This window comes from Methanoculleus formosensis, assembly GCF_025384765.1.
Lineage (GTDB): Archaea > Halobacteriota > Methanomicrobia > Methanomicrobiales > Methanoculleaceae > Methanoculleus > Methanoculleus formosensis.
In genome coordinates this window covers 161,721-184,361 of record NZ_VHLL01000003.1, presented here as the reverse complement: position 1 = coordinate 184,361, position 22,641 = coordinate 161,721, and the positions used below count along the sequence as shown (strand labels likewise).

The following is a 22,641-nucleotide window of genomic DNA, read 5'->3' as shown; positions in this document are numbered from 1 at the left end:
ACATTCTCTCCTTTTCGAGATACTACCCGGCGCCGGGGACAATCGCCCGGTTTGCCATGGTATACCTCAGATTGAAGCGTAATTCCCGATAGCCACCCCTGCATCTGCCGGAGGTTCGATGCAATAGGAGAGATGCTCACTCGAGGTGACCAGTCAAGCGGTCACTGATGCCCTGGCAATGTCTGTTGACGGCGTACGAGATGCGGAAGGGGATAGGCCAGTAATATTTAATCCCGTATATATACGTTATCTGATGAGGAAACCGCCGGATAGAAAGGTCGTAATTCGCGGATCTAGCCATATATCCCTTCGCATCCTCCAGATCATATCGTCATGATCGTTCATTCGCCAGCGAGGGGCCTCATGCTCACGGTTCGGAGCTTCTCCGAACTCACAAAATCGACCAGCGGTGTCGTGAGGATGTTACCGAGGAAGTGGTCCGGTTCGACGAAGTGGTCGCAGGAGCCGAGGTCGCCGGTATGCTCGAGCGCCACGCCAGGGCCGCAGGCAGGGGCGAAGACGCAGACCGTCCCTGCCATCCCGCGAGCGCCCAGTCGAAGTTCAGGACAATCTTGATCCGCTCATCGGCCGACCTCGTTCCCGCTGCACCGCCTGGAGGCGTTGAAAAACCGGAAATGGGCCTGTTTCCGGCGTAATCGACCATGCCTCGCCGAAAGAATGGATCCTCCTCATATCCCGAACCGCTCAGGCATTCACCGCTCCTTCAAGGCACCCCCCAGCACTCCTCCCAGGTAGCCGACGAAACCGAGGACCGGGAAGAACATCAGGGTGATGATGAGCGTCGAACCGAGGAAGCGAAGAAGGGCGAGATCGCCCGGAGCGGCTTCGATGCCCAGCACCGCAACGACCGCTGCCAGGACAAGCGCATCCAGGAGGGCCGTATACACACCTGCTCTTCCTCCGATCTCCCTGGATTTTCTTCTTCCTCCGCCGGCAACCCAGCCCGCAACAAGACCCCCGACAAACGCACCGCCGACCGCTATCAGGTACGTGATGACGAGTGCGACAATGAGCCCGATAACCACCCCGGCCCTGAAGGCCCGCGGATCTCCCTCCGGCATGTATCATCCTCTCCCGGTTCCCCGCGCGAGCTCGATTAGATGCTGCTGCGGGGCAAGAACATGAGTATTCACACTGAGATCTCCATCTACAGCCGCAATATGTGCATCCGGCGGGTATGGGAGTCGATGACCCCCATCCCCGGCCACCGTTCCTTCCGGGTACCTGCCGGGTCGCTCTTCACGTCTCCTGCTGCAACCCAACCCTCGCGGCGCTCACTGCGCCGTGCAGTTCAGGTCTGCGTAAATATTCTGCTGTTCAGTCCGGACGGCCTGTATCTGCGGACGGATGGTCTGAATGGCCTCAATGGCGGTCACATCGTTGGGGAGGTTTTCCACGGCCTGGTTGAGGTTTTCGTATGCCGCGTTGAGATCGTCGACCCGGATGTTAGCGACCTGGCCCGCAGACTCCCTGACACCCTCCATGGCGGACTGGACCTGGTCCCGTCCATCCCGGATATCTCCGACAGTGGATCTCAGGCTGGTGTTCTCCATGCTCTCAAGCGCTGCTCCGAGGTCTGTGAGACTCTGGCAGAGCTGCGCCTCCGCCTCCTGCTCCGAAGGCTGGACGCATCCGGCACCGGCGCAGGCCAGGACAAGGACCAGCGCGATGAATAGCACCCCCATTTTCTTCATATCCATCTCCCGGGCAGGATGACTGCCCTGGGCCAAATGATGACGATACTTATATAAAATTATCCCAATATATTGCGGCGAACCGGGTACCACACACGGCGCTCCCGCACGCCCCCATACCGGTGAGTACAGTAGCAGGATACACTTCTTTACGGGCAAAGAGAGGGGGAGGTCGTGCCTCCACGCCAGGGATGCCATCCGGCCCCTCTCTCCAGTCACCCCGGCAGTCGGAACGAAACGACGATCGCCGCGATGCCGCCGACGATGGCGAGTCCCGCAAGGAGCAGCACCAGGCCGACAGCCGCGACGAGCGGGTTTGCGATCAGGACCAGGCCGAAGATGATGCTCAGGATGCCGAGGATCCCGGTTCCCCACCCGGCACCGGAGAACCCCTGCACCGTGTAGACAGCTCCAATGATCAGCCCTTCCACGCCGATGATGATGGCAAGGACGGACGGGATGAGAACAGCGCTGTAGAGAGGATAGGCGAGCACAAGGACGCCTGCAAGGATGCCGAGGATCGCGACCAGCAGTTTCCAGCCCCGGCCTGTTTTGTCTCGAAACAGGTCGATGAACGCGACGATACCGTTGAACAGCCAGTAAAAACCGAGAAACGTGACGAGGAGCGTCAGCGTCGGGATCGGGTAAATGAAGAAGAGAACGCCAAAGAGGACCGCGAGTATGCCGAGCAGCAGCACAGGCCAGCGTGACGGAGCCATAGCAGTGCCGGACTCAACGGAACCGGCGCCAGACAGTGTGTTAACCATGACAACACCACGCGGAGGGCTCACTGTCACCATATATATGTATCCCAGCCACCCCGGGACCCCGGTTCTGCCGGGAGCCGACCGTCACGAAGGCAGGTTTTGCGGGAGAAGGTGAATCGCGAACCGTGCATCCACGGTCCGCGGCACCTCCCGGGCAGGCCGTAATCATCCCCACTACCTGGCAGCAGGTCCCTCTACCGGTTGGGGGAGAGATCCCTCCTTCCTGTAGACGAGCCTGCGCGCTTCCTCCCCGAGCACCTGTTCGGGGCTCATATACCCGAACAACTGGATGATCCGGGCAACGAGCCCCGTCCACCCGGTCTGGTGGCTGGCACCGATCCCGGCTCCGTTATCCCCGTGGAAGTACTCGTAGAAGAGGAGGTAGTCGCGCCAGTGAGGATCGTCCTGGAACTTTTGGGCGTAGCCGAAGACCGGGCGCCGATCGCTCTCGTCGCGGAGGAAGACCCGGGTCAGGCGCCGTCCAATCTCTTCGCTCACCTGGTAGAGGTTCATCCGGTTCCCCGACCCCGTCGGGCATTCTACCGTAAAGTCGTTCCCGTAGTACGCATAGAGGTTCAACAGCGCCCGGAGCAGCATCATGTTCACCGGGAACCAGATCGGCCCCCGCCAGTTGGAGTTCCCGCCGAACATACCCGTATCGGAATCCCCGGGCAGGTACTGCACCCGGTGCTCCTGCCCGTCCTGGTAAAAGATGTAGGGGTCGTGCAGGTGTGCGCGGGAGAGGGACCGGATCCCGTAGTCGCCCAGGAACTCGTTCTCGTCCAGCATTCGCGCAAGAACTCTTCGCAGCCTCTCCTCGGTGAGCAGCGAGAGGTGGAGCCTGCCTCCGACGCCGGGCCGGGTGATGCTGGAGACGGTGGACGCCATACGCGTATGATACCGGTTGAACCACTGAGCCCGCTCCACGAAGCCTGGCATCTGCTCGATCATCTCCCGGGTGAAGACCGTGCTTGCGGCGAGCGGCAGCAGTCCCACCAGGGACCGCACCTTGAGGCGGGTTGCGCTCCCGTCGGGCAGGCGGAGGAGGTCGTAGTAGAAACCGTCCTCCTCGTCCCACATGCCTTCCTGGTTCTCGCCGATGCTGTTCATCGCCGACGCGATCCAGACGAAATGCTCGTAGAATTTGGTCGCCATCTCTTCGTAGACCCGATCGTGAACGGCGAGTTCGGCGGCAATGTCGAGCATCGTCTGGGCGAACAGGGCCATCCATGCCGTCCCGTCGGCCTGCTCCAGGTATCCTCCCGTGGGCAGAGGAGCGCTGCGGTCGAAGACCCCGATGTTGTCGAGGCCGAGGAACCCGCCCTCGAAGACGTTCTGGCCGGTGCGGTCCTTGCGGTTCACCCACCAGGTGAAGTTCATCAGCAGTTTCTGGAACATTCTCTCCAGGAACCCCACGTCCCCCGTGCCCAGGAGTTCCTTCTCCGTGCGGTATATGAACAGGGCGGCCCAGGCGTGCACGGGAGGGTTGACATCGCTGAAGTTCCATTCGTAAGCCGGGATCTGGCCGTTCGGGTGCAGGTAGCGCTCCCGCAGCATCAGGTCGAGCTGGTTTTTGGCAAAGTCCGGGTCCACCATGGCAAGGGCAACGGTATGGAACGCCAGGTCCCATGCCGCATACCAGGGATACTCCCACTTGTCGGGCATGGATATGATGTCGGCGTTCACCATGTGGAACCACGAGGTGTTCCGGACTGAGATCTGCCGGCCTGCGGCGGCATCCGAGCCGTGCTGGCGGAGCCAGCGGTCGACCTCGTAGAGATAGTACTGTTTCGTCCAGAGCATCCCGGCGAGCGCCTGGCGCATCACGTTCGCCGCATCGGGGCCGACCGACGGAGGGGTGATGTTCTCGTAGAACGCGTCCGCCTCCCTCTGCCGCTCTGCGAGTACGTTCTCAAAGGGGCTCCCGAACGGCGCCTCCTCCCCGGAGCGCGGGGTCTGGTTCAGCCGCAGCCGTATCCTCTGCACTTCCCCCGGAGCGAGGGTCAACCGGTAGTGCGCACAGGATTTTGTCCCGGATCCTTCCGGGTTCACGGCATCGGCGCGTCCTTCGACGATGTAGTTGTTGATGCCGTCTTTTACGAACGGCGTGGCGTTCGGCGTCCCGAAGAGGCGCTCCGTATTGGTCTCGTTCTCGGTGAAGAGCAGAACGGGGGCGCCTTCACAGGAGAGGTAACGCGGCCCGAGATCCGGGTGGCCGGCCGCGATCACGCTGGTCCCCGGCGGACCCTCCGCCCTTCTGAGGGACGGTTTCTCTGCACTGCCGCCCTGCCACCAGGTGTTGCGGAACCAGAGGGTGGGCAGCACGTGGAGGGATGCCTCCTCCGGACCGCGGTTATGCACGGTGACCTGCACCAGGATATCCTCAGGCGTTGCCTTCGCGTACTCCACGAAGACGTCGAAGTAGCGGTCGCCGTCGAATATCCCCGTATCGATGAGCTCGTACTCCAGGTCATACCGGGTGCGCTGCCGGTTCGTCTCGACAAGGTCGTTGTACGGGAACGCCGCCTGCGGGTACCGGTAGAGGTACTTCATGTAGGAGTGCGACGGGGCGTTGTCGAGGTAGTAGTAGTACTCCTTCACGTCCTCCCCGTGGTTCCCCTCGCCGTTGTTCAGACCGAAGAGCCGTTCTTTGATGATGGGATCGACGCCGTTCCAGAGAGCGAGCGCAAAACAGAGGCGCTGGGCGTCGTCGGAGATGCCGGCAATCCCGTCTTCCCCCCACCGGTAGGCGCGGGACCGGGCCTGGTCGTGCGTGAAGTAGGCCCAGGAGTTGCCGTCCTCCCCGTAATCCTCTCTCACCGTCCCCCATTGCCGTTCGCTCAGGTAGGGCCCCCACCGACGCCAGGGGATACCGCTGGCGCGGATCTCGAGCATCCGTTGCCCCTCGGATGTGCCGGGTACAAACGTTGCAGGTGTCATGCGCAAGCCAGACCATCCATCACATATTATATTTATCGGGGAATTGAATTCCGGGTTACCCCAATTGCATCATGCGGCGTTTCACCCCCTGTGTATGCGGGATCCGGGGGTTTCGCCTCATAGGCCGTCCGGGAAGACCGGATGAGGAAGCAGAACTGGAGGATGTCGGCCGGTGCGGCAGGCAGACCGGGAGGCCCCGTTGCCGCTACCGCCGGGCCGCTCGCCCGGTCTTCTCGAACGGGCGATGCACTGCCATCCGGGAACGGCGGTCTGCTGTATTTATATACACCCTCTCCGTTTGATGCATCGAATCGAGGGCTGACATGATGACCAACTCCGCAGACCCGGCTCCTCCGGCACCAGCGGCAGCCCCGCAGGGTGTGCTCCTGCCGCTTGCGCTGGCCCAGTTCATCTGCAGTTACGCTGCCTCGAACATGAACGTGGCCATCAGCAACATCGCCACCGACCTGGGGACGACGGTCAGCGGTGTCCAGACGACCATCGCCGTCTTTACGCTCACCATGGCGGCCCTGATGATCCCCGGCAGCAAGTTGACGGATATCCTGGGCCGCACGTACCTCTTCAGGCGGGGCCTGCTCGTCTACGGGGTGGGAGCACTGGTAGCGGCAGCGGCGCCGGGGATCGGGATCCTGATCCTCGGCTACTCGCTCCTCGAAGGCATCGGGACCGCGCTGCTGATCCCGCCTGTCTACATCCTCGCAACCGTCTTCTTTCCCGACCTCACCTCACGCGCCCGTGCCTTCGGCGCGATCAGTGCGGCGGGCGGCATCGGAGCGGCCGCAGGCCCGCTGGTCGGCGGGATCATCACCACCGCGATCAGCTGGCGGGCAGCCTTTGTCGTGCAGGCTCTCGTGGTCGCCATCGTCATCCTTCAGAGCCGGAAGATCGTCGACCCGGGCGTGCAGGGCCCAAAACCCCGTCTGGACATCGTCGGAACCATCCTCTCGGCGGCAGGACTCTTCTTCGTGGTGGTCGGCATCCTGCAGGCCTCGACCTACGGCTGGTTTGCGGCCAGCCAGGACTTTGTCGTCGGGAATACGGTCGTGATCCCGCAGGGCGGCATATCGCCGGTATGGGTCTTTGTGCTGATCGGACTGCTGTTGCTAGCCGGGTTCTTCTGGCACATCCGGTCTATGGAGCGGGCGGGCAAGGAGCCGCTGCTCTCCACCAGGCTGTTTAAGAACCGCACATCGAACCTCGGCCTCATCACGCAGAACACCCAGTGGCTGGTCCTGATGGGGCTCTCGTTCGTGGTGTCGGTCTACCTGCAGACGGTGCGGGGCTACAGCGCGATCGAGACCGGCCTGGTCCTGACACCGGCCACGATCGGCATCCTGCTCTCCTCGATGGCTGCGGCCAGGCTGGCGCGGAGGCGGGCCCAGGCAACGTTGATCCGGGCGGGGTTCATCGTGACGGTCGTCGGCGTGCTCCTCCTGCTGCTGTGGGTACGGGAGACGTCCAACGTCCTTACCTTCGTGCCGGGCCTTTTTCTGGTCGGCCTGGGCGTCGGGGTGATGCTGACATCCTCGGTCAACGTCGTCCAGTCCAGTTTCCCCGAGAAAGACCAGGGGGAGATATCGGGCCTCTCGCGCAGCGTCTCGAACCTGGGTTCCTCGCTCGGCGTGGCCATCGCGGGCACCGTCATCGTCTCCAGCCTTGTTGAGGGGAACATGGGCTACGCCCTCGCCCTGGTTGTTCTGGTGGTGTTTGCTCTGGTCGGCCTTGCAGCCGCGTTCATGCTGCCCGCGAGTCCGGTGCCCCGGAGCCCGGAGCCCGAACCTGCCTGATCGGCGGCCCTCCCGTTACCCGCCCGGACGCCCGCGGGACCGGAAGTAGGCCTCGATCTGCTCCAGGGACAGCCCTTTCGTCTCCGGCACGAGTTTGAAGACGAAGAACCACGCGAGCAGGGCAACTACCGCGTAGAGGAGGAAGACCCCCGACTCCCCGATCAGGTCCACCAGCGAGAGGAACGTCGCCGCGATGAGGAAGTTCGCGGCCCAGTTCGTGACCGTCGCAAGGCTCATGGCCAGTCCCCGCACGCTGAGCGGGTAGATCTCGGCGATGAGCAGCCAGAAGATTGGGCCGAGGCCCAGCGCAAAGGCGGCGACGTAGATGATGAGGCTCACCGCGGTGACCTGCCCGAGCGAGACGGCCGCCCCTCCGGCGCCGCTGTTCTCGAGGGCGAACCCGGCCCCGAGGAGCAGCATGGCGATGCCCATCCCGGCAAGGCTCCAGAGGAGCAGCGGCCGGCGCCCCGCCCGGTCGACGAGCCGGATGGCGATGAGGGTCACCAGGACGTTTACGACGCCGATCCCGACCGTCGCGGCGATCGAGGCGGTCGCTTCCGCGAGTCCGGCAAACTGGAAGATGGTCGGGGCGTAGTAGATGACGGTGTTGATCCCGGTCGCCTGCTGGAGGACCGCGAGCCCGAGACCCAGGAGCAGCGGGAGCCGAACACCGGGCGCGACCAGGTCCGACAACGTCCCCGCCCCCTCCGTCCTCACGCTCTTCTCGATCTCCCCGAGTTCGTCCGATACGTCGGCGGTGCCGCGGATCTTTTTGAGGACGGTTGCGGCCTCGGCGGGACGGTTCATGAACATCAGCCACCGGGGGCTCCGGGGCATCAGGAACATGCCGACCAGGAGGACCGTGCCCGGGATCACGCCCGCGAGGAACATCGCCCGCCAGTTGCCGGCCGCCGCAAAGGAGTAGTTCACGCCGTAGGCGATCAGGATACCGACCGTTATCAGGAGCTGGTTGAGCGAGACAAGGGCGCCTCGGATGCTCTCCGGCGCAATCTCCGAGATATAGAGGGGCGCGACGAACGATGCGACGCCGATGGCGATCCCGATCAGGATCCTGCCGATGATGAATATGGAGAAGATGGGGGAGAGAACGACCACGAGCGTGCCCGCGATGAAGATCACCGATGCGGCCAGGATGGAGGTGCGGCGCCCCACCCGATCGGAGAGAGGCCCCCCGAAGAGCGCCCCGAGGATCGCGCCCATCAGCACGGAACTCACCGCCACCTCGGTCATGACACTTGTCAGGCTGAACTCCTCGTTGATGAAGAGGATCGCCCCGGAGATGACGCCGGTATCGAACCCGAAGAGAATCCCGGCAACGGCGGCGATTGCGGCGACGACGAGGACGAACCCCGTGACACGGCCGGGTTCAGAGGTCATGGGGCCCCTCCACCCCGCCGGGGGGTCTCTCCCGAACCCGGGATGGAGGGGCGGGATGAGAGGGGTTCACCATCGGGTCGTGGAGAGAGGGCGCGGGAGAGAGGGCAATTTCGTGAAATAACAGGAATACTCCGTCACCGGAGATTGCCGGGGATGTCATCGCGTTCAGTTGCAATTCCGGTATTTATACCTGCGCCACCTCACGGGGACCGCGTCCTCTCAGGGCCGGAGACGATGCGGGGTGCAGGGTCTCCGCCCCGCCGGAGATCACGGCTCTTCCCGCCTTCCAGATGAGGGAACGAGATCGTCCGGCGAGGAAGAACGCGGCAGTCCCGCCCGGCGTATGAGGTAGTAGCCGCCGCAAAGGGCGATGACGATCAGCGCGATCCCGATGAGCTCGCCCGCGGTCGCCGAACCGAGGAGGATGACCTTTCTCGCAATGGCGATGATTGCGACGAGGATGATGATCTCGACGTGGAACTCTTTCCTGTCGAGGTAGGCCTTTATCGTCTCCAGGAGTTCCAGGCCGATGAGGATCAGCAGGAAGTACCCGAAGAGGTCGAAGAGCTTCTGGCTGGTAAGCCGGTAGATAGGACCCTCGAACAGCCCTGTGAACAACAGCCACCCCAGTTCGAAGAGTGCGAAGAGCAGTACCACCACCAGGAAGGCCATGAGCACGATATAGGTAAAACGCTCAAACAACTCCAGCCAGGGACGCATGCACAGGCCATCCTGCAAGCCCGTATAAATATATATCGTGAACGCCGCTGCTTTCCTTCCCCGGGATTGTCACAGTCTTCCGGTTTCATGCGGTGCAGAGTGGCCTTCATCACCACGATTGCCGCAGATGCATGGGGGGCATGGCACGAAATGCCCGGGGCAAGGTTCATATACCACAGTGCGCACCCTATGGCACGCCGGAATTGCAAGAACTCCGGGGCTCGTCCCTCTCCCGGCGTTCGGGTGAAACAATGGACCGATCGAAGGCGATTGATGGGATCCGAAAGGGGTTTCGGGCAATCGCCATCGCGTTCGTCGTCGCCACCCTGATACCCGTGCTCCTCGGCCTTCTCCTCTCCGTCCCGACCGCGAGGGTCTTTTCCCTGATCGTCTCCACCCTCCTTCTCCAGGCAAACGCCGCTTTCGTCGGCGTGGGGCTCGGCCTGCACCCTGCATTCATCCTCGCCGTCATGACGTTCGTTGAACTCGGGATCGTCCTTGCCATCTACGAGATCCTGGACGTATTTGCCGAGCAGTCGGAGAGAGTCAGGCGTTTCACGAAGAGCACGGAGGCGAAGATGGAGCGGTACCCGATCCTGCAGAGGTACGGCGCAGTCACGCTCATCATCCTTCCTGCGCTCCCGGTGATCGGGCTCTACACCAGCGTCGTCATTGGGTGGCTTCTGCGGTGGAGCAAACTCCAGTCGATCTTCTTCGTCACGCTGGGATGGATCCTCGTCACCGGCTTCCTCCTGCTCGTGGCGCTCGGGTTGGTCCGGGTGGTCTTCTGATGCGGGCGGCGGGATAATATGCTCGGGATTGTTGGTATGGACTGGCCGCTTGTCACGGGCGTCATCTACCTCCTCAACACCCTCTTTGCGATCGTCGTCATCTTCTTTGAGCGGAGAAACCCTACGGCGACCCTGGCCTGGCTGATGGTGCTCTTCTTCCTGCCGCTGGTCGGGTTCGTGCTGTACCTCTTCCTCGGCCAGAACTACACCCGGCAGCGGCTGTTCACCCTCAAGGAGAAGGACGACGCCACCCTCAGGTCGATCTTCGAGGAGCAGCACCGGAGATTTCTCGAAAGTCAGCACCGGTTCTCCAACCCGGAAGCGGAACGGTATCGCGACGTCATTCTCGCACTCCTCCGGCGCAACCGTGCGTTCCTGACGGAAGGCAACCGGGTCGAGATCTACACGGACGGAAGCGAGTTGTTCGATGCCCTGTTCGCCGCAATCCGGGACGCATGCCACCATATCCACCTGGAGTACTTCATCGTCAATAACGACGAACTCGGGCGGGAAGTCGTGCACGTGCTCGCCGCGAAGGCAGCGGAGGGGTTAGAGGTCCGGCTGCTCTTCGACGCCCTGGGGACACGGGCCGGGGGAGGGTCGCGGGCTGCGTTCCGGGAACTGACGGATGCAGGCGGCCGGATCGGCGTCTTCTTCCCCTCGGTCTACCGGATCAACTACCGCAACCATAGAAAGATCGCGGTCATCGACGGCAGGATCGGCTTCATCGGCGGGTTCAATATCGGGGACGAGTACCTGGGCAGGGGCCCTCTCGGCTACTGGCGGGATACTGCCGTGAAGATCACGGGACAGGCCGTGAAGATGCTGCAACTCCGGTTCTTCCTCGACTGGAACTTCACGACCGGCGAGTACCTGAGAGCCGACCCGGTCTACTTTCCCGACCCGGAGGGCGGCGGCACCACTGCCGTCCAGATCGTCTCCGGCGGCCCGGACACCCGCTGGAACCCGGTCAAAGAGGGCTACCTCAAGCTGATCAACGCCGCCCGCGAGTCCGTCTACCTCCAGACCCCCTACTTCATCCCCGACGACAGCATCTCGGACGCCTTGCTTCTCGCGGCCCTCTCCGGCGTCGATGTCCGCCTGATGATCCCCTGCAAGCCGGACCACCCCTTCGTCTACTGGGCGACGCTCTCCTTCGCCGCCGACCTGCTCGACGCCGGCGTGCGGGTCTACACCTACGACAACGGCTTCATCCATGCAAAGACCGTCGTCGTGGACGGGAAAGCGGGATCGGTCGGGAGCGCAAACTGGGACGTGCGAAGCTTCCGGCTGAACTTTGAGGCGAACGCCTTCTTCTACGATGCGGCCGTCGGAGAGGAGTTGAAACGACGTTTTATCGAGGACCTCGCCCTGAGCACCGAGCTGACGCCGGAACGGTACGGCAGGCGCTCCCGCCGGATCAGGTTCAAGGAGTCGATATCGCGGCTGTTTTCGCCCCTCGGGTGAGGAGGGGAGGACACCGGCACTGCCCGGTCCGCCGGAGAGGCCGGGTAACAGAACGAGATATATAGTTGAACCGGCATCCTGCTCCGGAGGCGCACGATGTCTCTTGGTCCTGTCGAGTATATGGTCATGAGGAGGAGTTCCAGCAGGAGAAGCAGAAGATCCTTGCCCGGTAGGAGCGCCGGACTCCACCATCTTTGAGGCTCCCGAACCGGCCGGCGCAACGCGAGGAGCCGTCTATCAGCGGAATTCAGGCCACACCGCGATTACAGGACCATGGCATCTAAACGGTGACTCCGGCGGGACTACGGGCATACCGGAATCCGCCGCTGAAGCAGTCCCCCGGGCGGGAGAGAAGAAGAGCGGTGCAGGGAACCGTCGCCGCACCATCCCGGATCAGGCCCGCAAGGAGGGAGCGGGCTGCCCGCGCAGACCCGCTGTTCCTGAACACTTGAGGTTCCTGGCTGTCATTCCTTTACCCGGGGATACAAGACCGGGTGCCTGAACCGGTACGGACGGCGGCGAACGCAGGGAGCACGGGCCCGTTCTGCCCCCGGGGAGTCGTGGTATTTAGAGGTGCCGTCACGGGATTCGGCGAAAGGCCATTCACCCTCAATAATCGCGTTATATTACTATTTATTCAAAATAAAGGCGATATCGTTAAAATGATGAATGGAAAGAGTTATCATAAGGCAGGTCTTAGAGTTGTTGCCTGTTGGCACGGTGTTCTCTGTTAGACAGGGCGATGCCCGTTAACAATCTCATCGCAATCCTTCAGGCGATCGTTACAAACTTACCGGATAACAATATCAGATCACGTCTCATTCCAACATCAGGTGTCTCATCAGCAGTTCAATCCACAACGTCGCCTCCTGGTCAACTGGCAGGTATGAGGAGGGGAAACAGGAGGCCACCGGTCTCCAGAGAGGGGAACGGCACGGGAGATGTAAAGCATCTCCCGTGCCGCGGAGACCGGTCCCCATACACGCCCCATGGTGCAGGCCTGTCCGGACAGGAAGCCACGCGCTCTCAGGGCGCGGTGGTTCTTATTTTAGCTCTGTAGCGTCAGCGCTCTGGTGTTCGCCCTCAATAGAGAACGTCTGCCGGAACCGGCGCAGCCTCTACATCACCATCGATTCCGCCACCCGCACGAGTTCAGTTTTGCCGAGCATGGCGCCCGTAACCTGGTAGGAGTATTCGCCGGCACGCCAGCGGAGCTGGTCCTTCCCGCCGGCGGAGACGTACTCGGCCTCCCGGCCGTCGGAGAGGAGCACCGCCTCAGGCGTCCCGGGGAGCACCCTTTCCTCCCGGTAGGGGTCGTAGAGCCGTTGCACGACCTCCAGGTCGTTGCTGCCGTCCGTGAACCGGAGTGTGGTGTAGCCGCCGGGGAGATGCGCCCCTTCCCTGAAGACGTACCCCTCCGGGAGGGAGGACGGCATCTCCACACAATAGTGCCGGGCGTCGTCGATGCTCGATAAGAAGAGCGGCGTGATCGCGGCCGTCGGCATTGGCCGGATCGTGGTTCCGGCCGGCGGGTCGACGACGAAGAGGTCGTCCGGGAGCCCGGTGTTTGCCGAGAGGTCGGTATACCGGGCGGAGAGGATCAGGTTTCCTTCCCTCCCGTACATCTCGACGCCGAGGAGGAGCCAGGTTTCGGCGTCGATCCGTACTTTGAAGCGGTGCACCGCCTTGCGATACCGGGTGGGAGCCTCGAAGAGTTTTGCATCCCCCGCGACTTCAAGGAGGTAGGCGGTGCGGCCGTCGATGGTCTCGCTATCCCGGTATGAGGCGTTCTGCTCCGAGAGCGGTTTCGCAACCGTCTTCGTGTACCCCCGGACCTCCTCCGCCCAGCCTGGGTAGGGCGGTTCGGAGAAGGCGGCGGCCATGTACGGCCCGGCGACCGTCAGCGCCGTCCGGGTCGCCGGGTCGTAACGCCACTTCCGCGTGCCGTTCGAGACGACGACAGTCCCGGCGATCTCCGCGGGCTCCAGGTATTCGAGCCGGTAACACCCGGGGCCTTTCTGAAACAGCCTGACGGTGACGTTCTCGGAACCGGCAGATATCGTTACGGTGGCGGAGAAGTCTTCCGCCTGTCCCTCTGCCGCGACGAACCGGGCGGCGATCTCGTCCGCCGGCGGCGGATCCGCGGCGGTGCCGAGGCACCCGGCGGTGCAGGCGAGGACGAGGAGGAGCGCGAGGGGGCCGGGCTTCATCGGCAGGCTACCCCCGCCACGATGAGGATCAGCCCGACGACCGGCATGAGGAGGAGGGCATACAGGGGTCCGACAAACTCCATGACGCCCGGTGCGGGCACGGGAGTGGGGATGAAGAACGCACCAGAGGCAAGGAAGAGCGAGACGATACCGAGGATCGCGACGACGCCGGTCGGTATCCGCAGCCTCGCCCGGCAGTCGTCCGGGAAGGAGCAGAGGAGCAGTGCCGCGGCCGGGGGGAGAAAGAACGTCATCTGGAAGGCAGGGTTCCCGGGATGATCCAACACAACCCACTCGGTGATACCCGTCCAGAGCAGAAGTGCGGTGCAGACGGCCGCGAACGGAATGCCCCAGAACCACCGGGACGACTCCCGCCGCATCCCGCGCAGGAACTCAACCGACCCGACGAGCGAGATGAGCGAGAGCAGGAATATCACACTCCCCGGGCCGATGGAGCCATGGGATGCGAGCGTCACCGGCATGATCACCCAGAGGAAGAAGAAGACCGCGCTCGCGGCGATAAGCGGGCCGGCCTTCATCCCCGCCTCACCCCACGGCACAGGAGCGCGATCCCGCAGGCGACCGTCGCCGCGAGCGTCCCGAACCCGGGGGCGCGGGCGGGCGCCGTCCACCCGTTCTCCCCGAACGACCGGGTCGTGCCGGCGAGGACATAGCCGCCGTCGTCCGTCGCCGCAAGGGCCGAGATATCGTTGGTCGCATCACCGCCGAACGAGTGCGCAACGGTGACGTTCCCCGTATGGTCCAGGAGCACCAGCCACCCGTCGTGCGGCCCTCCGGCGTAGACCGTGCCGGTGAAGGCATACTGCCCCGGAGACGGCGCGACCGCCGACGTGACCAAGATGCCGGGGATCTCCGGCGTCACGGTCCAGGCGACATTCCCGGTGCCGCCGATCTTGATGAGACAGGGGCCGGGGAGGTCGCTTCCGGGCCGGAATGCCCCGCCGGCGACGAGGTAACCGACGGCGCCTCCGCCGGGCACCTCGAGAAGAGTCGCGCCGGTGCCGCCGTCCATCCCGTCAAGCGTCTTCGTCCAGAGAACCTCCCCCGCCGGGTCGGTCTTGAACACCCGGATGGGCACGGCGGTCCTGGAACGATCCGCTTCCCAGGGGTTCCTCACCGCGACGAGGAAGCCTTTGTCGATCGGGGTCGATATGACGCTGTCCACAAGCCCGGAACCGTTGCCGCCGATGGACCGGCTCCACTCCTCTCTCCCGTCGCGGTCGACCTTGACCAGCCATGCGTTGTCGGTCCCGGACGTCCTCTTCCCGCCGAGGATGAACCCGTCGTCACCGGTCATGGCGACCGTCGAGAAGAGCCCGTCCCCCGGGAACGTCCGGCTCCAGACCTCCCGGCCGTCCGGCGCGACCTTGAAGAGCCAGGCGCTGCGCGTATCCTTCTCCGGCGTCCATCCGGTGCTCCCGGCGACGACGTAGTTTCCATCGTCGGTCGCGGCCACGGCACGCACGCTGTCCCAGTCCGGCCCGCCATAGGTCTTCCTCCAGACTTCGTTGCCGTCGGCGTCCGTCCTGAGCAGCAGGGCGTCCCGGAACCCGGTGTTTCCGGCGATCAGGTATCCCCCGTCGTCCGCCTGGAGCACCGCCGCGACGTCCGCACTATCCCCGGCGGGGTAAGTCCGGTTCCAGGCCTCGCTCCCCTGTCCGTCCGTCTTGATCAGCCAGATGGAGAGGTCGTACCAGGTGGCCTGCGTGCCCGTGGGCTCGGTGGCAAACGCCTCCGCCATGGCCCGGGCAATCTCGGCGAGCCGGGTGTTTTCCTCGTCGGTCAGGACCGGGTTCTCTCCCGCCGCCGGGTCGAACGCGATCCGGGTCACCGAATCTCCGGTCTCGCGCACCACCGGGTATTTCTCCCAGATCTCGCGGAGGGACTCCTTCATCGCTTCTTTCTCTTCGACGGAGCGGGGGGAGCGATCAATGTAGCCGAGCAGGTTCTCCCGCTCGTCTTCCGTCCCGGCGAGCATGACGTAGTAGGGTGACGCCTGTTTCACCGCGTCGTCGATCTCAAGCCGGTCGACGGGCGCCTCCACCGGGCTTTCGGCTGGGCGGGGGGTTTCGGCCGCCGCCGCAGGGAGGAGAAGCAGGCAGAGAAGAAGAATAACGTAAAGATATTTCATCGGATCGACTCCGGCCTCCCGGGACGCCTGTTCCTCTCGGGGTTTGGGTTGAGGCGCTCATGAGCGCAACGGGAGGTCTATACGAGAGCAGTTTGGGAGAAGGCTTTATATCCTTTCTGTGCCGTCCGTCTCCCCACGGACATCGAACTGGTGCCGGGCCACGAACCGGCGCCACGGGAAGGTCGTCTCCGAGAGCTGTGCATTGACATCGACTGTCAGATTCTCCGTCCCGCGTGAGGCGAGGAGGAACGGGATCATCATCGCCCCGTTGCCCTGAACCCCCGTATCCGGGATCTCAAGAATGCTCCCGTATCCGCCGTCGGTTGCGTGCTGAAAACGGATAACCGGGGAATCGCCGCCGAGAGCCTCCAGGTATGCCTCCGTGGAACCCCGGATGCCGATCGTCACGCTCTCGATACGCATCCCTGCACGATCCCCGAGTTCGACAACCAGTCGTGCCCGGCCGGAAGCGGGGAGCGGTTCGTTAAGCACCGATACGGGGAAGACCTCCCTCCCGTCATGCAGAAATATTGCCGTTTTCCTGAATTCGTCACCGGTGGCATCGTATTCGGTCAGCTGAACCGGAGGGACGAGGAACGCGAAGACCAGTCCCGCCGCAACGATTGTCAGAGCAGCCGCGCCGAACCGGTATGCGCGGTTCACCTCTCCCGCCTCGCCCCATGGGCGGCGAGCAGCCCTCCCGCGAGCGCAAGGATGCCCATCCCGGCGGAGAACCCGGGCGCGATCCGGGCCTGCGGCGGCTCCGGCTCCAGTTCCAGGTCGAGCCGGTTGGTAGTGTTCTCGAAGACGACTTCCCGGTGCAGGGGGAGGTAGCCTTCCTTCTCGACCGATATGTTCTGTCCGTAACCGAACGCGTTCGCTATAAGGTAACCGCCGTCGTCGGCGGTCCCGGTCGTCACGGGGTGCGGTCCCCAGGCGAGCGGGAGGGCGGACTCGAACCTCACCGTTGCGCCCGGAACCGGCCGACCGTCGGCGTCCCGCACCGTCCCGATCACAGAGATCCACGGCGGCGGCGGGATATCGACGTTGACGTAGACGTGCAGCGCCGCCTCAGAGGTCTTTCCCAGGCTGTCGATCAGAGTCACGGTGATCGTCTCGTTCCCCTCCGCGACCGGGACGGTGCAGGAGAAGTTGGTCGCGTTCCCGCACGAGACCTTCCCGACGCTGCTCTCGACCACCACGTCCCGTATCCCGTTCGAGGCCTCGGCCCGGCCGACGACCGTGACCTCGGGCGGGACAAGATCGCTCCATACCATCTCGTACTGCTTCGGTGAGGTGACCGAGAGGAACGTCGAGGTCTCGACCGGCTCCTCCCCGGCCGCCGCCGGGGCTATGGCCGATATCAGCACGAGAATACAGAGGATCATCCAGAGGTTTCGTTTCATTGTCCGGCTCCTTGAATGAACGATTGGAACGGGTCATTTATACCTTTTCTGTGCCGTCCGTCTCCGCGTACACAACCCTCTCCGCCAGGGCGATCTCCCGTGGAGGAAAGACGACCAGCGCCCGCGGGTCCTCGTCGATGGCGGTCGGCGTCCGGTTTCCGTCCGGCGGGTCCCTTGGGTAGATCTCGATGGTGTTCCAGACCTCCGTGGTGGCAAAGGAGACGAACTCCAGCGGGCGGAGGGTGCCGTTCTCGACAGCGTAGATGTTTTTGTAGGTGTCGTTGTAGGTCCGGTTCTGCTCGTGGTAGAAGACCTTCAAATTCATTCCCTTCGTGCCATAGGAGATTTGGTCGAACGGGATCTCATCGAGGGCAGCGAGAGCTCCGAGCGGATGGGCGTGGGGAGGGCGGTAGTCGAGTCGCTGGGACGAGAGGTAGGCGCTCCCGTTCTGGAGGACGAAGGCGGAGTGGACCCAGGCCTCCCCCTCCATATCGGCGAAGAACGCGAACTGGATGTAGGTGAACGAGCCGTTCCTATCGAACTCCATGACGAGCAGCGGCGACTTCGCCGTCTCGTTCTCGAACGGGATCTCGCGCTCCATCGCTTCCCAGATCTCGATGAACGGGGGGTTGTACCGCTCTGCCGGGAGGACGGGGACGGTCTCGTAGTGAATCATCTCGTAGCCGGGCGGGACGTAGGAGGCACGCCAGAAGACGAATATCACCACGATGGCGATGCCGATAGCGAGCCATCGGTCTCTCATGCGGCGACGCTCCCGGCAATGAGGTAGCCGCCGTCTGCCGTGCCGATGCCCCGGAACGAGTAGGGGTCGATCGGCTGCTCCTGCCGCCAGACCTCGTGGCCCGTGATGTCCCTGCCGACGAGCGTGGAGCCCGCACCGGCGGCGGTGACAGAGAGGTAGCCGTTCTCTGCCGGGATCATGGCACCGCCGCTGCCCTCGATGGCATGGTGGCCCGTCACCTCGCCGTCGTCGTTGAGCGTAGCGAGGTGGCCGTGGCTGACCCGTTCAGTGCCGCCCCAGAAGTTCCCGGAGTGGGTCACCGACCGGTAGAGAACCGCGAACTCTCCCGGCGCCGTCTCCCGGGCACCCAGGAGTTCGTTGAGTTCCTCGCCCCCGAAGTCCTGTGTCCAGAGGACGGTGCCGTTCTCGTCCAGGCGGACGGCCTGCAGGTACACCTCGAAACGATCCCCGGAGAAGACGTCCGGCCCTTCTGCAAATACGAGAACACCACCTTCCGGCGCCGGGTAGACCGGGTGATAACCGATACCGCCCGCGGCGTCGAGCGCGGTCTGCCAGATCCGGGTGCCGTTCTCGTCAAAGCAGGCGACCTTATCCTCCCACGCCGCGACGTACTGGCCGTTTTGAGCGAGGAGGGAGACGGGCACCATCCCCTGGTCTTCGCCGGCGAACGACCGTTCCCAGAGCACCTCGCCCCTGGCACCGACCCGGACGAGCCCGGGCATCTCCGTGGCTACCAGGAACCCGCCGCCGTCTGCCGGGACGAGCGCGGTCACACGGCCGAACCCGACTTCGGCGTTCATCCGACCGCGGGCGTCCCCGTGCTCGTTGTAGGTGAGGATATGCGCCGTGCTCCCCTCCCGGCCGTACTCCGTGACCGCGAGGGCGTAGCCGCCCGGAAATTCGGCGAGGACGTCGGGCCGGTCGTAAGCGTCGATATCCACCCGCGCCTCCCACTTGATATCCCCGGCGGCGGAGACCTTGAGGATCAGGATGTCGGTCTCCGGTGCCGGGTGCGCCACCGGAGTAGGGCGCGGAGGGGATGACGCCTGCGGCGATCCCGGCCATCGCGGTGAGCGGCGGGGCGACGATGAACGCGACGGCGACCGCCGCCACCGGGAGAAGGTCGCGGTACGGCCGCTCAGAGTCGAGGAACGACGCGACCAGCCCCCCGAGCCCGGCGACGAGCATCGCGCCGCCGACGAGGAGGAGAACCTGCCCCGGGGCCGCGGCGAGCGACTGGAGGAGGTAGGCGGGGTCGCCCGCGAAGAGGAGTGTCCGGGCGACGACTCCGGCGGTCGCGCCGGCAAGGAGGGCGGAGATGAGCCGTGCGCTCCGGGAGGCGGTGCTCGCGCATGCCGCAAGGAACCCGGCGAAGAAGAGGATCAGCAGGATCGAGACGAACGTCTGCGTGATCCCCACCCCCAGAAGGCCCTGGTTGTAGGCGGACAGGGCGCTCCAGCACCGCGAGAGCGCTCCCACCACCCCGGGGACGGCCGCCCCGGCAAGGAGTCCGGTGCCGACCGGGATGGCGGCGATCCGCCGCCGCGGCACCGGCGCAGGCGCCTCTCCCTCCATCATAGTGGGAGATGGGGCGCGGGATTATATACGGTTTCTGTGCCGGCCGTCTACTCGCGAGCCCCGGTTTTCCCTGAAGCCGGGTAAGAAAGGGCGCCGGCAAAACGTAAAAGTAATGCTTCCTCACTCCGATTCCTGGAGTATGCGATGCTGGCCGGCTGCCGTAATCCTGATCATCCTTCTCTCTGCCCTCCCCTCCTGCGCGACCGCGGGCTATACCGTCAGTCCGGCCAAGGACTATGTGCCCGACCGTCCGCCGCAGGATATGACCCCCATCGAGTGGTGGCAGGTCCCGCCCCAGATCCTGATCTCCGGCCTCCTCATCGGTGCCCCTCCCGAACTCCTGGTCGTCGTTAATGTCCTGTTCCTCCTGAACGTCTGGTTCTTCTTCGGCTACCGCCGGATTGCGAAAAACGCCGCGCTCGAGCATGAGACCCGGACGGCGATCTACGACCACATCCGCGCCCACCCGGGCATCCGCCTCGGCACCCTCGCCGAGGATCTCGGGGTGAACCGCGGAACCTTACGCTACCACCTCGGGAGACTGCAGGAGTTCGGGATGGTCGCCGCCGCCGCCGTCGGCGGGCAGACGGGATACTTCGAGAACCGGCAGAGATACTCCCCCCTCGAAGCAAAGGTGTTCATCCACCTCAAAAACCCGAACACCCGGGAGATCCTTTTCACGCTGCTGGAGGAACCGGGGGCGTCGCGGCATGAACTTGCCGAACGGCTCGGGATCACCGCCTCGTCGGTCTCGTGGCACCTGCGGCGCCTCTCAGGCGACGGGGTCGTGAGCCGGGAGGGGGCGGGAGGGGAGGTCCGGTATTTCCTCTCCGATGAGGCGGTGGCGGTCGTCGGGGAGCAGGTGGACGGCGGGACGGCGAAGTCCGGGGATTGCCAGGACGCTGAGAGGCGTGAAGGAGCGGGTGCCGGGATCGGTGGATGAAAGGGTCGTATTCAGGGTTAAGAGGAATACTCAGACCTGCGGGGAGCGTCGAAAAGGGATTAGCGAATATGATCGTTACTTCCCGAAAAAAGCCCTCAGTTTCCGCGAAATCTTGCCCGGCAGACTGGCAGGTTTCATTGAGCGCTCCGGATGCCGGCCCTGACCCCGTGCTGGTCAAAAAAACAGCGCTCCTTCCCTGGCCAGAGGATGGGGCAGTTGCGGGAACTCAGAGCACCGGCATTGAACGCCAAGGCCAGACACGGTAATTAGGGCGTATTCTCATCCACCCGGGTGGCGCTCCTCGTCGGCTCCGCAGGAATATTTATATGGACAAATTGTAAATGCTATTTACAATATGTCCATGAGGATGCAGGGGATGATCCGGCGGGATGCAGAGGCACAGATCCGGTCGCTCGCTCTCGGCTTCCCGGCAGTCGCCGTCGTCGGCCCCCGCCAGTCAGGAAAGACGACGCTCGTCCGGTCGATATTCCCGCAGTTGCCCTACGTCTTGCTCGAAGACCCCGATACCCGCGCCTTCGCAGAGGAGGACCCCCGCAGTTTTCTCGCACAGTACGAGAAGACCGGGGCGATCCTCGACGAGGTACAGAGGGTCCCGGAACTCTTCTCGTACCTCCAGGGGGTCCTCGATGCGAATCAGAGGCCGGGACGGTTCATTCTCACCGGGTCGCAGAACTTCCTGATGATGGAGCGGATATCTCAGTCGCTCGCCGGCCGGGTCGGTATCGTCAAACTCCTCCCCCTCTCGATGGAGGAATTTGCCCGTGCTGGGATCACGATCGAACGCTACGAGGACCTCCTCTACGCCGGCCTCTTCCCCCGCCCATACAGTAGCGCCATTCACCCGGCGGACTTCTATTCGTCGTATATCCAGACCTACATCGAGCGCGATCTCCGCCTCCTCAAGCAGGTGCAGAACCTTTCGACGTTCCAGACGTTCATGAAGATGTGCGCTTACCGTTCAGGCCAGGTGGTGAACTACTCGTCCCTCGCCCATGACTGCGGCATCACCCATAACACGGCGAAAGAATGGCTATCCCTCCTGGAGACAGCGATGCTGATCGTCCAGGTCAGGCCCCACCACAAGAACTTCAACAAACGGCTTATCAAGATGCCCAAACTCTACTTCACAGACCCCGGCCTTGCTGCACACCTGGCCGGGGTCCAGAGCGCCGATGACCTTGTTTACCACCCCTTAAAAGGGGGGCTCTTTGAATCGCTCATCATAACGGAGTTCCTGAAGTTCCGCTTCAACCGGGGTAAAGAGTCAAACCTCTACTTCTGGCGGGACAAACTCGGCCACGAAATCGACTGCATCATCGAGTACCAGGGGTGGGACCCCATTCCGGTCGAGATCAAATCAGCCCGAACGGCAAGTTCCGACTTCTTCAATGAGATCACCTACTGGAATGGGCTCTCCGGCAACTCCCCGGATCGCTCGTTCGTGGTCTACGGGGGCGACCAGCCGCAGCATCGGGCGGCAGGGCACCTGGTCGGGTACCGGGATCTTGAGTCGATCGTCCGGTACCTGGAGTGAGAGGAGCCCGTTTACACGCCTTGCACCGCTCGGCATGGGCCATCAGACTGCTCCCGTAACAGAGTCTTCCTGCTGCTTCTTCATCCGGGTTTCGCTTTTGCACGGCCACCGGCGAGGAGCACCGCTTCAGGCGTGCCGGGGAGCGCCTCCCTCTCGCCGAACCGGAACCCGAAGTAGTCCTCGATGGTCTGCCTTGCCGTCGTCCCGGCGTTGTCGGTGACCCCGGGCAGGAACCCGACCTCGATCGCGTGGTCAAGGTCGGCCGGTCTACGGAGTACCGCTGGACGACGGGGTTGCTGAGCTGCGCGCCGATCTGCAAGAGTTCCTCGGGGGAGAAGTCCCTCCGGGCGGTCGCTATGGTATAGACATCGACGAGGTGCAGTTCGCGCAGGGGGAAGCCCCGCGAGCGGAACCTCTCGGTACGCGAC

Annotated in this window: 20 protein-coding genes; 6 read left to right on the top strand and 14 right to left on the bottom strand. The window is 63.7% G+C overall.

Annotated features, from left to right (window positions below; genetic code table 11):
- Window positions 1-341: 341 nt before the first annotated feature.
- The 5 genes from FKB36_RS07440 to FKB36_RS07420 form a co-directional block, all read right to left on the bottom strand.
- Window positions 342-539, bottom strand: coding sequence for an SPASM domain-containing protein (locus FKB36_RS07440; RefSeq protein WP_261597435.1), 198 nt, complete (start codon window positions 537-539; stop codon window positions 342-344).
- A 174-nt stretch (window positions 540-713) separates the two neighbouring features.
- Window positions 714-1,082, bottom strand: coding sequence for a DUF5518 domain-containing protein (locus tag FKB36_RS07435; RefSeq protein ID WP_261597434.1), 369 nt, complete (start codon window positions 1,080-1,082; stop codon window positions 714-716).
- Between the two features lie 213 nt (window positions 1,083-1,295).
- Window positions 1,296-1,715: a hypothetical protein gene (locus FKB36_RS07430; RefSeq protein WP_261597433.1), complete on the bottom strand. Its 420-nt coding sequence runs from the start codon at window positions 1,713-1,715 to the stop codon at window positions 1,296-1,298.
- 215 nt (window positions 1,716-1,930) lie between these two features.
- On the bottom strand, window positions 1,931-2,482 hold the full coding sequence (locus FKB36_RS07425; protein ID WP_261597432.1) for an HdeD family acid-resistance protein: 552 nt from the start codon (window positions 2,480-2,482) through the stop codon (window positions 1,931-1,933).
- A 174-nt stretch (window positions 2,483-2,656) separates the two neighbouring features.
- Entirely contained in the window at window positions 2,657-5,377 is a 2,721-nt protein-coding gene (locus tag FKB36_RS07420) for an MGH1-like glycoside hydrolase domain-containing protein (RefSeq protein ID WP_261597431.1), read from the bottom strand.
- A gap of 368 nt (window positions 5,378-5,745) precedes the next feature.
- Here FKB36_RS07420 and FKB36_RS07415 point away from each other — a divergent pair, with 368 nt between their 5' ends.
- Window positions 5,746-7,230 carry an MFS transporter gene (locus tag FKB36_RS07415; RefSeq protein WP_261597430.1) on the top strand — a complete coding sequence of 495 codons (1,485 nt, stop codon included), beginning with the start codon at window positions 5,746-5,748 and terminating at the stop codon, window positions 7,228-7,230.
- Between the two features lie 15 nt (window positions 7,231-7,245).
- Here FKB36_RS07415 and FKB36_RS07410 read toward each other — a convergent pair whose 3' ends face one another.
- Window positions 7,246-8,628: a sugar porter family MFS transporter gene (locus tag FKB36_RS07410; protein WP_261597429.1), complete on the bottom strand. Its 1,383-nt coding sequence runs from the start codon at window positions 8,626-8,628 to the stop codon at window positions 7,246-7,248.
- 267 nt (window positions 8,629-8,895) lie between these two features.
- Window positions 8,896-9,348 (bottom strand): phosphate-starvation-inducible PsiE family protein, encoded by a 453-nt coding sequence (locus FKB36_RS07405; protein ID WP_261597428.1) that lies wholly within the window; start codon window positions 9,346-9,348, stop codon window positions 8,896-8,898.
- 251 nt (window positions 9,349-9,599) lie between these two features.
- Here FKB36_RS07405 and FKB36_RS07400 point away from each other — a divergent pair, with 251 nt between their 5' ends.
- Both FKB36_RS07400 and cls read left to right on the top strand, forming a co-directional pair.
- The gene (locus tag FKB36_RS07400; protein WP_261597427.1) at window positions 9,600-10,139 is read left to right on the top strand and encodes a small multi-drug export protein; all 540 of its coding nucleotides are present in this window, start codon (window positions 9,600-9,602) and stop codon (window positions 10,137-10,139) included.
- Window positions 10,140-10,175: 36 nt separating this feature from the next.
- Window positions 10,176-11,606, top strand: a complete 1,431-nt coding sequence (cls, locus tag FKB36_RS07395) for a cardiolipin synthase (RefSeq protein ID WP_261597426.1) — start codon at window positions 10,176-10,178, stop codon at window positions 11,604-11,606.
- A 1,118-nt stretch (window positions 11,607-12,724) separates the two neighbouring features.
- Here the strand turns inward: cls and FKB36_RS07390 are convergent.
- The 7 genes from FKB36_RS07390 to FKB36_RS07360 form a co-directional block, all read right to left on the bottom strand.
- Window positions 12,725-13,816 (bottom strand): LolA family protein, encoded by a 1,092-nt coding sequence (locus FKB36_RS07390; protein WP_261597425.1) that lies wholly within the window; start codon window positions 13,814-13,816, stop codon window positions 12,725-12,727.
- Window positions 13,813-14,355 carry a hypothetical protein gene (locus FKB36_RS07385; protein WP_261597424.1) on the bottom strand — a complete coding sequence of 181 codons (543 nt, stop codon included), beginning with the start codon at window positions 14,353-14,355 and terminating at the stop codon, window positions 13,813-13,815. Before FKB36_RS07385 ends, FKB36_RS07390 begins: the two co-directional genes overlap by 4 nt.
- On the bottom strand, window positions 14,352-15,968 hold the full coding sequence (locus FKB36_RS07380; RefSeq protein WP_261597423.1) for a hypothetical protein: 1,617 nt from the start codon (window positions 15,966-15,968) through the stop codon (window positions 14,352-14,354). The genes FKB36_RS07385 and FKB36_RS07380 overlap by 4 nt, the downstream gene beginning before the upstream one ends.
- A gap of 105 nt (window positions 15,969-16,073) precedes the next feature.
- Complete coding sequence (locus FKB36_RS07375; protein WP_261597422.1) at window positions 16,074-16,631, bottom strand: hypothetical protein; 558 nt, start codon at window positions 16,629-16,631, stop codon at window positions 16,074-16,076.
- Window positions 16,628-17,374, bottom strand: coding sequence for a carboxypeptidase-like regulatory domain-containing protein (locus tag FKB36_RS07370; RefSeq protein WP_261597421.1), 747 nt, complete (start codon window positions 17,372-17,374; stop codon window positions 16,628-16,630). Before FKB36_RS07370 ends, FKB36_RS07375 begins: the two co-directional genes overlap by 4 nt.
- 37 nt (window positions 17,375-17,411) lie before the next feature.
- The gene (locus FKB36_RS07365; RefSeq protein WP_261597420.1) at window positions 17,412-18,137 is read right to left on the bottom strand and encodes a hypothetical protein; all 726 of its coding nucleotides are present in this window, start codon (window positions 18,135-18,137) and stop codon (window positions 17,412-17,414) included.
- Entirely contained in the window at window positions 18,134-19,156 is a 1,023-nt protein-coding gene (locus tag FKB36_RS07360; protein WP_261597419.1) for a PQQ-binding-like beta-propeller repeat protein, read from the bottom strand. The genes FKB36_RS07365 and FKB36_RS07360 overlap by 4 nt, the downstream gene beginning before the upstream one ends.
- Here FKB36_RS07360 and FKB36_RS07355 point away from each other — a divergent pair.
- From FKB36_RS07355 to FKB36_RS07345, 3 genes are all read left to right on the top strand, one after another.
- Window positions 19,128-19,799, top strand: a complete 672-nt coding sequence (locus tag FKB36_RS07355; RefSeq protein WP_261597418.1) for a hypothetical protein — start codon at window positions 19,128-19,130, stop codon at window positions 19,797-19,799. The genes FKB36_RS07360 and FKB36_RS07355 overlap by 29 nt on opposite strands.
- 55 nt (window positions 19,800-19,854) lie before the next feature.
- Complete coding sequence (locus tag FKB36_RS07350) at window positions 19,855-20,658, top strand: winged helix-turn-helix transcriptional regulator (RefSeq protein WP_261597417.1); 804 nt, start codon at window positions 19,855-19,857, stop codon at window positions 20,656-20,658.
- Window positions 20,659-21,034: 376 nt separating this feature from the next.
- Window positions 21,035-22,213: an ATP-binding protein gene (locus FKB36_RS07345; protein ID WP_261597416.1), complete on the top strand. Its 1,179-nt coding sequence runs from the start codon at window positions 21,035-21,037 to the stop codon at window positions 22,211-22,213.
- Window positions 22,214-22,641 lie beyond the last annotated feature (428 nt).